Consider the following 12,158-nt stretch of genomic DNA (forward strand, 5'->3'; position numbering starts at 1 on the left):
GCGCGCCATCCTGAGGGAAACGAATGCGCACTCGCAAATCGGCGAAAATCACGGCTCGTCGAGCAGAGTGCTTGCGCAGCATTGATATGTAACGGGACATTTTCCGTCCCGTTATTAATGAATTAATATTCGAATATTACGTTAATAACGCATCAAACAAAATGTAATCACGGCACCAAGGCCAATCATCATCATATTGCTGATTAATATTATATGATTTACGGAAAACCTCAGCGTCATTTACCACGCCAGGAAAGAACTGGTCCGTCTCGCCCAGTTCCGGAATTTCAACCCGACCGACTCCGGGGCCCGTCCGGTGGCGTCGCCCCATCACGCCGTTTCGGCAACCGGGAACCCCGGTTCCCCCTACTTCCCCCGCGCCAGCTCGACCCGCTCGCCATCCTCCAGCGACGCCGGCGGATTGATCACCACCATATCCCCCGGCTCAATCCCCTTCAGCACCTCCAGAACCGTGCCGAAATCCCGCCCCGCCGTGATCGTATGCAACTTCACATGCCCGTCCGGCATCACCGTCGCCACCCGCTGCCCTTCCGATCGGAATAACAGGGCATTCGCCGGAATCCGCACCCCCTCGGTCGCCGCCCGCACCCCGAAATGCACTTCGACATACCCGCCGGGGAACAACTCGCCCTTGTCGTTGTCGATCCGTAACTGAACCAGCAACGTCCGCGTATCCGCCGTCAACGCATCCGCCGTGCTCAACAACCGCGCCGGAAAATCACGCCCGGGATATTCCGGAAAACGCAGCATCACCTGCACCCCCGGCCGGATCGCCGCCGCATAACTCTGCGGCACCTGCACATAAACCCGCAACCAGCTGACATCCGCCACACGGAACAACGGCGGCCCGCTGCTGTCCCCGGCGGCAATCAACCGCCCGATATCCGTGTTGCGCGCCGTCACCACACCGTCGAAGGGCGACTTGATCTTCTCGAATCCCACCAACTGCTCCAGACGCTGCACATTCGCCTGATTCGAATTCACGGTGGACGCCCGCGCGGACGCATCACTGCGCGCCTGATCCGTCTCCTGCTGCGATACCGCGCTCATGCCCACCAGCGCCTGCGTCCGATGCGCCAGAACCCCGGCAATCCGGCTGTTGGCCTGCGCCCCCGTCAAATCGGCCCGCGCCTGCAACAATTGCTGGTCAACCTCCGGGGAATCGATCTCCGCCAGAACCTGCCCGGCACGAACATGATCGCCGATATCGACATGCCACACCTTCAGATACCCGTTGGTCCGCGCATAAATCGTCGCATCATAGGCCGGACTCACACTCCCCGGCAGGACGATCTCCTCCACATCCGGCGCCTTGTCGGCCTTCACCGTCACCACGCTCGGAACGGCCGCCGCATCCGCCGAATGCTGCAATTGCCGATGCGCCGCCAGCCGCGCACCAATGCCCCAGACCGCCAGCCCGAGCACCACAACCACCATCACAACCAGCCAAAAGCGCCCGCGTCTCATGACCGCCCTCCCGCCGGCGCCGAATGCGCCGCCCCTTCCCGACGTCCATGCACCAGACTGAACACCAGCGGCACGAACATCAGCGTCGCCGTCGTCGCGAACAGCAACCCGCCAATCACCGCCCGGCCTAGCGGCGCATTCTGCTCGCCACCCTCGCCAAGACCCAACGCCATCGGCAACATGCCGATCATCATCGCCAGCGCCGTCATCAACACCGGCCGGAACCGCCGGAACCCCGCCTCCGCCGCCGCCTCCGCCGCGCCCACCTTCGCCTCGGCCATGTAGTCCCGCGCGAAACTCACCACCAGGATACTGTTGGCCGTCGCCACGCCGATGCTCATGATCGCCCCCGTCAACGCCGGCACGCTCACCGGCGTGCGCGTCAGGAACAGCATCCACACAATCCCGGCCAACGCCGCCGGCAACGCGGAGATAATAATCAGCGCATCCGTCCAGGACTGGAAATTCACCACGATCAGCAACAGCACCAGCAACGTCGCGAAAGCCAATCCGGCAAACAGGGCATGAAACGCCGTGCCCATCGTCTGAACCTGCCCCCGCACCGCGATATGCGCGCCCCGGGGCAACTCGTCGCGCATCTCATCCACGATCCGCCGCACATCCGCCGCCACCGCACCCAGATCCCGATCCTGCGTCGTCGCATAGATGTCGATCGCCGGCGCCACATTGTAATGCGTCTCCATAGACGGCCCGACATTGCGCCGGATCGTGGAAAAAGCCCCCAGAATCTGCCGCTGCCGGCCATCGGCCGTCACGACGGGAATATTGCGCAGGCGATCGAGCGAATTGAGCTGATATTGCGGCGTCTGCACCACCAGCGGATACGACACGCCATTTTTCGGACTGAGCCAGAACGACGGACTGGTCTGGAAACTCCCGCTCAGGGACGCCAGCATGTCGTTGGCGATATCGCGCTGCGTCAGCCCGATCTCCTGCACGCGCGAACGATCCACCCGCACATCGAATTCCGGATAATCCTCCGCCTGCTGCAAATGCGCATCCGCAATCCCCGGCACATGACTCACCCGCTTCAGCAATTTCTGCGCGAAAGCAAAATTCCCCGGCAGATCGAACCCGCTCACCTGCACATCAATCGGCGACGGAATGCCGAAATTCAGAATCTGCGTGACGATATCCGCCGGCAGGAACGCAAACGTCACACCGGGAAACGCACGCGGCAACTCCACCCGCAAACGCCGGATATAATCGGCCGTCGGACGATGATCGGGCTTCAACGTAATCATCACATCCGCATCTGCCGCCGTCGTCGGCGCGGAGGTGCTGTAGGTCAGATTGATCCCGCTGACCGGCAAGCCGATATTATCGACGATATTCTCCACCTCGCCGCCCGGAATCACCCGGTGCACGGCCCGCTCCACCTCATCGCAAAGCCGTGCCGTCTCCTCCACGCGCAACCCCGCATGCGCGCGCAGATGCAGCTTGATCTGCCCACTATCGACGGACGGAAAGAAATCGCTCCCCAGCCACGGGAAAAGCGAGAGCGATACCCCAACACCCAGAACCACCGCCAGCAACACCCGCCCGCGCCGCGCAAGCACCCCCTCCAGCACCTGCCGATACCGCTCCCGAACCGCCTCGAACCCATGCTCGAAACGCTCCTGCGCCCTCGTCAGCGGATTACGCGACGGCGCCCGGTCCTCCCGCTTCTCATGCTTGCGCAACCAGTATTTCGCCAACGTCGGCACCAGCGTGCGCGACAGGAAATAGGAGGCCAGCATCGCGAAACTGATCGCCTCCGCCAGCGGCACGAACAGATAACGCGCCACCCCGCTCAGGAAGAACATCGGCATGAACACGATGCAGATGCACAACGTCGCCACCAGCGCCGGCACCGCAATCTCCTGCGCACCATTCAGGATCGCGTCCTCGACCTCCTCGCCCTCTTCCAGATGCGCATTGATGTTCTCGATGGCGACCGTCGCATCATCCACCAGAATGCCCACCGCCAGCGCCAGCCCGCCCAACGTCATGATGCTGATCGTCTGGCCCAGCGCATACAGCCCCAGAATCGCGCAGATCACCGAAAGCGGGATGGAGATCACGATAATCACCGTGCTCCGCCAACTGCCCAGGAACAGCAGGATCATCAGCCCCGTCAGCGCCGCGGCAATCACCCCCTCGCGCACCACGCCGGAAATCGCCGCCTTGACGAACAACGACTGATCGCCGATCGGCGCAATCGTCAGCGCCTTCGGCGACGCCGCCCGGATCGACGGCAACCGCGCCTTCAGATCGCTGATGATATCGAGCGTGGACGCATTGCCGGTCTTCTGCACCGTCATCAACGTCGCATTGCGCCCATCCACCCGCACCACATTCGTCTGCGGCGCAAAACCATCCCGCGCATGCCCGATATCGCGGATATAGGTGATCGTCCCATCCGATGCCCGCACCGGAAAATCATTCACCTCCGCCGCATCCACCGCACTGCCGTTCAGCCGCACATTGTATTCGAATTCCCCCACCTTCTCGGTGCCGGAGGGAATGATCAGGTTCTGCGCATTGACCGCCGCCACCACATCCTGCGCACTCACACCCCGCGCCTGCATCTTCGGCTGGTCCAGATCCACCTGGATCTGGCGCGTCTTGCCACCATACGGAAACGGGATCGACGCACCCGGCACCCCCGCCAGCTGCGTCCGCACGAAATTATTCGCCAGATCGTACAGCCCCTGATCGGGAATCGTCCGGCTCGACAGCGCCAGCTGAATGATCGGCACGCTGGACGCATTGTACGCCAGCACGAAAGGCGGCGTAATGCCCGGCGGCAACTGCCGCAGCATCGTCTGCGCCACCGCCGTCACCTGGCTCATCGACAGATCGACATTCGCCCCTTCGTGGAAGAAAATCTTGACGACCGCCACACCCGTCAGCGACTGCGACTCGATATGGTCGACATCGTTAACCGCCACCAGACAGGCACGCTCGAACACACTGGTAATGCGACCGCCCATCTCCTGCGGCGGCAAACCATTATAGGTCCAGATCACCCCCACGACCGGTATCGTGATGGCCGGAAAAATATCCGTCCCCATGCCCAGAACCGCATACGGCCCCAGTATCGCCAGTAAAATCGCCAGAACGATGAACGTATAGGGCCGATCGAGGGCGAGCCGCACAATCCACATAAGCTGCGATTTCCCTTGATCGTCGGGCGGTATCCAACGTCTTCGCCGTGGCCTTCGCCAGCCACAGCCGCCCGGAACGGTCGCGATTCATAACGCGACAATTAACACGGTGTAATACACAACTCCGTGCGACCGATGAGGAAAAGTCTTGCGATGTATCTTAAGATAGTACACTCATAAGATATATCGAAGGAGAGCACACATGCACTTCCACCACCACATCCGCCACGCCATCGGTCGCCACGGCGGCTTCGGCGACGGCTTCGGTCGCCGCTTCGGCGGCCGCTTCGGCAAACGCCACGGGGACGACTTCCCCGGCGGTCGCAAACTCAACGCCGAGGAACTCCAGCTCGTCATCCTCGCCCTGCTCGCCGAAAGCCCGGCCCACGGCTACGAAATCATCCGCCGCCTGGAGGAACGCTCCAACGGCTTCTACAAGCCTAGCCCCGGCATGGTGTACCCCGCCCTCACCTATCTGGAGGAAATCGGCCAGACCGCCGTCACGCAGGAAGGCACCCGCAAACTCTACACCCTGACGGAAGAAGGCCGCACGCACCTGAAAGCCCATCAGGCCCAGGCCGAAACCATCCTCGACCTCCTCGCCCGCATCGGCAGCCGCATGGCCGACGTACGGGACGCCTTCGCCGGCCTGCACGACGCCGACCCACAGGCCGCGGACAGCCTCCACAAGGCCCGCCACGCTCTCAAGAGCGCGCTCTACCGCCTGCGCGGCTGCACCCCCGTCGAAGCCCGACGCATCACCGACATCCTCAACCGCGCCACCGCCGAAATCCTTGGAAAGCCCGATTGATGAACCATATCGCCCGCACGCCGCTGCGCGTCCGCCACCCGCTCCGCCTGCGCCGCATCCACGTCGCGCACGTCATCCCCCTGTCCCGCAACATGCAACGCATCGTCTTCACGGGCGACGACCTGCACGACTTCGCCACCGCCGCGGCGGACGACCACGTCAAACTGTTCTTCCCCCGACCCGGCACACAAAATCTCACCCTGCCGGACCTCGGCGCCGATCGCCGCACCACACCCGATCCCCGCGTCATCGCCCGCGACTACACCCCGCGCCGTTTCGACCCGGAAACGCGCGAACTCACCATCGATTTCGTCCTGCACGACGCCGGCCCCGCCACAAGCTGGGCAGCCCAGGCCAGACCGGGCCAGACACTCGGCATGGGCGGCCCCAAAGGCTCCTATATCGTGCCGGAAGACTACACCCATTACCTCCTGATCGGCGACGACACCGCCCTGCCCGCCATCGCCCGTCGCCTCGCGGAAATGGCCCCCGGCACACCCGTCACCGTCCTTGTCGAAACCCTGGCGACCAACACGGACTACCCCCTGCACACCGCCGCCCAGGCCAGCATCCACCGCTGCCGCCCCACATCGGCAAACAGCAACACCATGCCGGAACTCGACCGCACCCTGCGCCGCATCATCCTGCCCTCAGCCGATACGCATGTCTGGATCGCCGCGGAGATCGACACCGTCCGCCGCCTGCGCGACCACCTCATCCACGAGGAAGCCATCCCCCGCACCCAGATCCGCGCCGCCGGCTACTGGCGCCACGACACCCCCAACGGCGGCGCCCGCGTGGAGGACTGACCAGAGGACTGACCACAGGCGCGCCCCTCACACCCCATCCGGCGTCCACCCCGGCGGCGCCATCTCGAACCCGTCGAAGGAAAACGCCGGCGCCACCACGCAACTCACCAGCACCCAATCCCCATCCACTTCCGCCGCCTGCCATTCGCCGGGCGCCACCACGGCCTGCGGCAGTTCCCCTGCCGCCCAGTCCGTCCCCAGCCGCCGCGTCCGCATCACACCGTCCCGCGCCGTCAGCAACCGCAACGCCGCCCCCGCATGATGCAGCCAGATCTCCGACGCATCCACCCGATGCCAGTGCGATCGCTGCCCGCGCGCCAGCAGATAATAGATCGCCGTCCCCGCCCCACGCCCACCGTCGGCCGACGGCGCCCGCCACGTCTCACGATACCACCCACCCTCCGGGTGCGGCTGCAATCCCAGACGTTCGATCAGGTCTTCCGCGCGCATGTCCATCATCCCTTTCATCCCAACACATCAGGAAACAAGCACACCGTCGTCACGTTGATCGTCAAGCAACAAAAGCAGGCGAAACACGGCCTCGAACTGCGCAGGAAATTCGATCGCGGCGGCACCGAGGTCGGCGTCAAACGCGCCCACCAACTCATCGACCAGCACGCGCTGGACGCCGCTGAGGTCAAGGCCATGCGCCATGTCCGCCATCAATCAACCGATATCGGCCCGCACGCCACAGACAAGTTCTCACACCGACGACGAAACAGAAAAAACGCGGGTCTGCTCGACCTTGTAGGAGACGCGACGAACCGGCGAGTAGATCGCATCGACAGGGATAAGCCCGATCGGCGCATTTTGGCGATTATACCATTTGCAAACATGTCTGTTTAGGGGGGAAAGGAGACGATCAGCTAACGAGTTATATGAACGTGATAACTGACGTCCATTGCAGCAGCGCTTCTCGAACCTAAGTTCTTTGAAGAAGACACCTTCTGCTTGGATAGGCGTCGATCAAGTGTGTACCAGAAAGCGCTCAGCAATAAGACTACTGGCCGGAGGTGATACGGATCTTGCAGGAATCATGAATTTTCCTACGCCTATCGAGCCACACTAAAATTGCAGAATAGGAACTTGGCTAGCCGCATGGATGAGAAGAAATGACGGCCAGCATGTACACTTAATTCGGTTCATGGCGTTCTCCGAGCGAATGCTTCGATCTGTGCGCCCAGATCAGGGCGGGACCCATCGAGCATTTCGGCCAGCCGTCCGTCCTTGGTTATCAATGCCACAGCAGGGATCTGTCGAATACCGAACCTCGTAAAGGCTTGATTGTTTTCATCCAGCAGTATCCGAAATCCGGGACCGAACAGGGTGCGGAACGAAGCCATATCTGCTGGTTCAGTCCAGAGTTTCGCGCCGATAACCTTCCAGTCGAGCCTGGAGTTTGTGACAAGTTTCTGTGCAATTTCTCGTGTGCGGGCACAGTTTCGGGCGGTCGGCGGATCCATGGTAGAAAGATAGCTTTCACACCAAGGCGCGGTAAACAAAACGACCTGAGGCCGTGTTGCGCCCTCTGGACGTAAGGGCACTGCAGCCTGCGTAGCGTCGCTCAGTGCCAGAGTTGGTACTTCGGCTCCAACGGCCAGAGGCGGGGTAGGTGTAACATCCGCAAATTGAAGGTGCGCTGTTGTACGGGGTTTGGCGACAACGCGTTCAAGTGCCGCCTCGAGTGCTGCACCATCCTGATGGCCGAGATAGGCCAGTCGACCATCACGGTCGATCAGTACGTGCAGAGGCGTGGCGCGGATATGGAGCCAGTCGCTCAGCCTTCCGTCATCGACCACAACTGGCATGGTTAGACTTGCTTTTCTGACAAAACTGACGATTTTGTCATGTTTTTCTCCAAAACCGATATCCACGGCAACAATACTCATGCGTGACTTATAACGCTGGTAGAGCCGCTCAAACCCAGGCATCTGGGCCCGACAGGGAATACAATAGGTCGCCCAAAGCTTGAGATAGACCGGGCCTTTGTGAGCCAGTTTCACAAGGTCCAGTGTCTGGCCATCAAGTGTTTGCCAGCTCAGGCCAGGGACAGACTTACCTATCATTTGAGAGAGGGTCGGATCTTCAGCGACGAACGCTGCAGGGTCTGGCGCGGGAGATGTGTTCGCCCATACAGAGTGAGGCGCAGACGTTATGAGAAGCGCTGCGAGAGCCACAAGTCCATATCGAAAACCAGGCATGAGAGAGGTCCGTGTCATTGTTGGAGAGAACACATAGCGAGTGGCAAACAGCGCCTTAACAATCGCTGGCAAGGAACTGCTAAAGCGTCGAGTGCATCAAAGTGAGAAGTTGTCGGCAATCGGCTTCGACCCGTTCCGAACGAACGTTGGCAACGCCAAGCAACACGCCAGATCTTGCTCGTGAGCCCCTGGCAAACCATGCGGAAAGAGGCGTTACCCCAAGAGAAACAGTCCGTGCCTGATGCGCCAGTTGAACGTCATCAAAGCCGGAGGGCAAAGGCAGTACAAGCGACAGGCCAGCGCTTTGCGGTAACGAGGCGCCGCATCGAAGCAAAGTATCGCGTAGCAGATCACGGCGTTCGGTGTAAGTTTGGCGTGTACGGCGCAAATGCCTGAAATAATGTCCTTCGCGCATGAAATGCGTTAAGGCGATCTGCACGGCGTTGTTAGGCGGCGTCGCGAGCCACCAGGCTGTCTCGGTCAAACGCTTTACGAGTGCCTGGGGGGCGACAACAAAGCCAAGTCCGATCATGGGAGCGAGTGTTTTACTGAATGTTCCGATATGGATGACACGGTCGGCGCCGTCGCCCGCAGCAAGTGCTGGGGACGCTTGGCCATCCAAGTGAAGCTCAGCTAGATAGTCATCCTCAATGATCCAGCTGTTGTTTTGCCTGGCCCAGTCAATTAGAGCTCTGCGTCTTTCGGGACTCAGTGAGACACCCGTTGGGGCCTGCTGGCCAGGTGTGACGAGCGCCAAAGCTGCTGCAGGCGCTATAGTATGCCCAAGTTCCACATCCAGCCCCTCGCGATCCACGGCTACAGGCACGGGGTGTACACCTGCGCTTTCGAGCGCCAGACGCGTGATCGGAAAACCCGGGTCTTCCACCCATGCCTGCTTTCCAGCGGAATCGATGGCCCGCAGCACCATGGCGAGCCCACTCCTGAACCCGGTCGTAATCAGTATCTGCTCTGGCGAGCAGTACACCCCCCGCGCAAGAGCAAGATGAGAGGCGAGCGCGGCCCGTAATTCCGGCAGACCACACGGATCCATCACGCCAGTATTCAGCGCCGAGGCCTGTACCCCTCGCCGGTGCATCCGAGCCCAGAGAGTAGCCGGAAAAGCGTCATGCGCGGGAACACCCATTTGAAAAGCAAGTGGACGGTCGGCTCGTTGCTGGAATAAAGCCAGCGGACCATCATCGTCAATGGAGGTCACCCCACTTGGACCAGAATTGCGCTGGATTGCGGGAGGCATGGGCATTAAAATCGGGAGGACTTCTACCACACGCGTCCCAGCAGCTTTTGTGGCGCAAAGGAGCCCGCGATCAATCAATCTGTCGTAAGCTGTGCGAACCGTCCCGCGCGCAACGCCCAATTGGGTTGCGAGGTCACGCCAGGATGGAAGACGACTGCCTGCAGGAAGAACCCCCAAAGATATGGCTCTCTCAATGTGCAGGGCGATCTGTTCGTTCAGGGAGTGTGCGCTCTGCCTGCTGAGTGTAATTGCCGCAAACGGAGCGAATAGCTCGGTCATGTCAGACACACAGCCTCATGCGTTGTCCCCAACCTGGAGGTTTGCCTGTTGAGCTTGGTGTTTTGCAAAGAAACCGAACTTCAAGTTTGAGAGAACCTGTTTGAGCTCTGCGTGCTGTTCGGATTTGCAACGAACAGCTGTGCCTTGCACAGGCACAAAGTGCAAATCACAAAGCCCGATGCAATTCAGGACCGCCTTTAGATAGGGGGTAAAAAAATCGGGCTGCTGTGCACCGTCACCGAAGATCATGCCGCCGGCGGCAACGCCGATAAGTACGGGTCGATCTTTGACGAGCCCCACTTTGCCGCTGGGACGCACGGTGAAGGTCCGGTTCACGCGCACTACGTGGTCGAGCCAGGATTTGAGGGCAGCAGGTACTGTAAAATTATGTACGGGCGTACCCACCACTAGGATATCGGCTGTTTCGACTTCCCGAATCAGAATATCGGACAGCGCAGTCGATCCCCGCGCCGTACTCTCACTGCTTTTAGGGGGACTGGTGAGCAGTGTTGCATAGTCTGCATCGGGAGGAGAAAGAGTACTGATATCGCGCATGACCACAGTTACTCCAGGCCAGAGCGTAGAGAGCCCCGCGACAATCCCCGCTGAAACAAGGCGGCTTTGCCCATCAGGGCGGGGGCTACAATCGATATGAAGAATCTGCAACGAGTGGCACCGCGTGTGTTTATGAACGTCTCTGTGTCATCGCCCTATCAGACATGCAGCGACAGGCCCAAGAATGTACTATTTGAGTGTACCAAGTCTCCTGATCATGCCGTAGTAGCCAAATGTCCCGCTCTTAGGCTCAGGACCTATTAATTTGATTGCGGAAATCTGATGCAGGCTCTGTGAGGAGACTGAAGATGAGCGATCTATTTTGGCTGACGGACGAGCAGATGGAGCGTCTGCGGCTGTTCTTTCCCAAGAGCTACGACAAACCACGCGTTGATGACCGCCGTGTGCTGAACTGCATCATTTTTGCAAACCGCAAAGGTCTGCGATGGCGTGATGCGCCTCGGAAATACGGCCCACACAAGACCCTGTACAACCCCTGGAAGCACTGGGGCACCACGGAGATCTTCACCCGGAGGATGGACTGACTGGCTGCCTGAAAGGCAGAGCCTCAGACCATCATGATTGATGCGACGTATCTCGAGGCGCACCGTACGGCTTCGAGCCTGCGGTTAAAAAAGGGGATCAGGACGGACGACCGCTGATTTTCATGATTGTGGGGCAGATCAGCGATTATACCGGGCGGCTGCCTCGCTGCAACCGTCATCTTCTGGCTATGAGGCCCAAGCGGATATGAGAACCTTTGAGAGAATAGTCGGAAGCGTATGCTAAGGTTTTCCTCATTTAAAAAAACGGAATATCCTCATTCCTGAGAGCGTACGTCACGCAAACGAGAGATTTTCGAAATAATGCTTATAGACAAATATGTTCCGAGCTTTCATTTTCGTGAACGGCACACGCTGGAAATAAGCGCGCAAGCTTCTGATGTGCTTCGGGCCGCCATAAATTATCAGCCAGATAATGATCCAATCATTCGTGCTGCTATTGTCATTCGGGAATTTCCCAACAAGATCATTGATCGAATTAAAAGAAATTCACTTCCGGCCAGACGACCATTCAGTCTGAGAAACTTTACTATTCTGGAGCATTTAGAGGATCGCGAAGTGGTTCTGGGCCTCGCTGGCCGCTTCTGGCAAGCAGACTACGGACAGGTTCCTTTGCAAGACAGTGAAGATTTCATGCGTTTTAACGCTCATGGTGCAGCCAAGTTGGCTCTAAATTTTTCTGTCGAATGTCTTGGTAACAACCGGACGCGCCTCGCTACCGAAACGCGCATCTGTTGTCTTGACGTCGAGGCAAAGCGAAAATTTACGCCTTACTGGTATCTGATACGTCCGGTCAGCGGATTGATAAGACAAAAGATGCTTGGGAGCATCGGGCGCACGGTCACGGTTTAGTAGTCTGGTTGTACAGACACTGTTTCATGGCCAACACGACACCCCAGAGACAGAACAACGCCCCACTGTAAATCACATTTCCAAAACCGATGGAAACACTCCGCGCCTATTGATCTTGCAAAAGCTCATACATATGGATGTCCAAAATTATAGCCCGGATTGCAGCTTTGGCGCG

Annotated in this window: 10 protein-coding genes and 2 pseudogenes; 4 read left to right on the plus strand and 8 right to left on the minus strand. The window is 59.5% G+C overall.

The window, feature by feature from the left end:
• Nucleotides 1-366 precede the first annotated feature (366 nt).
• Complete coding sequence (locus tag A0U93_RS08330) at nucleotides 367-1,488, minus strand: efflux RND transporter periplasmic adaptor subunit (protein ID WP_077806945.1); 1,122 nt, start codon at nucleotides 1,486-1,488, stop codon at nucleotides 367-369.
• Nucleotides 1,485-4,658 (minus strand): efflux RND transporter permease subunit, encoded by a 3,174-nt coding sequence (locus tag A0U93_RS08335; RefSeq protein ID WP_077806946.1) that lies wholly within the window; start codon nucleotides 4,656-4,658, stop codon nucleotides 1,485-1,487. Before A0U93_RS08335 ends, A0U93_RS08330 begins: the two co-directional genes overlap by 4 nt.
• A gap of 202 nt (nucleotides 4,659-4,860) precedes the next feature.
• On the opposite strand from A0U93_RS08335, the gene A0U93_RS08340 reads away from it, so the two are divergent.
• A complete protein-coding gene (locus A0U93_RS08340; protein WP_077806947.1) occupies nucleotides 4,861-5,469 on the plus strand; it encodes a PadR family transcriptional regulator in 609 nt (202 codons plus the stop codon).
• Nucleotides 5,469-6,278 carry a siderophore-interacting protein gene (locus A0U93_RS08345; protein ID WP_077806948.1) on the plus strand — a complete coding sequence of 270 codons (810 nt, stop codon included), beginning with the start codon at nucleotides 5,469-5,471 and terminating at the stop codon, nucleotides 6,276-6,278. Before A0U93_RS08340 ends, A0U93_RS08345 begins: the two co-directional genes overlap by 1 nt.
• A gap of 27 nt (nucleotides 6,279-6,305) precedes the next feature.
• Here A0U93_RS08345 and A0U93_RS08350 read toward each other — a convergent pair whose 3' ends face one another.
• The 6 genes and pseudogenes from A0U93_RS08350 to A0U93_RS08370 all read right to left on the minus strand — a co-directional run bounded on the left by A0U93_RS08350 (nucleotide 6,306) and on the right by A0U93_RS08370 (nucleotide 10,679).
• Nucleotides 6,306-6,737 (minus strand): cupin domain-containing protein, encoded by a 432-nt coding sequence (locus tag A0U93_RS08350; protein WP_211273990.1) that lies wholly within the window; start codon nucleotides 6,735-6,737, stop codon nucleotides 6,306-6,308.
• A gap of 18 nt (nucleotides 6,738-6,755) precedes the next feature.
• Nucleotides 6,756-6,941 carry a hypothetical protein gene (locus A0U93_RS16410; protein WP_077806949.1) on the minus strand — a complete coding sequence of 62 codons (186 nt, stop codon included), beginning with the start codon at nucleotides 6,939-6,941 and terminating at the stop codon, nucleotides 6,756-6,758.
• 51 nt (nucleotides 6,942-6,992) lie between these two features.
• Nucleotides 6,993-7,091, minus strand: a pseudogene (locus A0U93_RS17105) (DNA-directed RNA polymerase subunit alpha); the annotation flags it as partial.
• Nucleotides 7,092-7,420: 329 nt separating this feature from the next.
• The gene (locus A0U93_RS08360; RefSeq protein ID WP_077806950.1) at nucleotides 7,421-8,497 is read right to left on the minus strand and encodes a redoxin domain-containing protein; all 1,077 of its coding nucleotides are present in this window, start codon (nucleotides 8,495-8,497) and stop codon (nucleotides 7,421-7,423) included.
• Between the two features lie 61 nt (nucleotides 8,498-8,558).
• The gene (gene pdxR / locus A0U93_RS08365) at nucleotides 8,559-10,013 is read right to left on the minus strand and encodes a MocR-like pyridoxine biosynthesis transcription factor PdxR (protein ID WP_077806951.1); all 1,455 of its coding nucleotides are present in this window, start codon (nucleotides 10,011-10,013) and stop codon (nucleotides 8,559-8,561) included.
• 15 nt (nucleotides 10,014-10,028) lie between these two features.
• Entirely contained in the window at nucleotides 10,029-10,679 is a 651-nt protein-coding gene (locus A0U93_RS08370; RefSeq protein WP_077806952.1) for an FMN-dependent NADH-azoreductase, read from the minus strand.
• A gap of 197 nt (nucleotides 10,680-10,876) precedes the next feature.
• On the opposite strand from A0U93_RS08370, the pseudogene A0U93_RS16770 reads away from it, so the two are divergent.
• Together A0U93_RS16770 and A0U93_RS08380 are read left to right on the plus strand one after the other, a co-directional pair.
• Nucleotides 10,877-11,268, plus strand: a pseudogene (locus A0U93_RS16770) (transposase); the annotation flags it as partial.
• 166 nt (nucleotides 11,269-11,434) lie between these two features.
• Nucleotides 11,435-11,983 carry a hypothetical protein gene (locus A0U93_RS08380; RefSeq protein WP_077806953.1) on the plus strand — a complete coding sequence of 183 codons (549 nt, stop codon included), beginning with the start codon at nucleotides 11,435-11,437 and terminating at the stop codon, nucleotides 11,981-11,983.
• Nucleotides 11,984-12,158: the final 175 nt, after the last annotated feature.

This window comes from Neoasaia chiangmaiensis (assembly GCF_002005465.1).
GTDB lineage: Bacteria > Pseudomonadota > Alphaproteobacteria > Acetobacterales > Acetobacteraceae > Neoasaia > Neoasaia chiangmaiensis.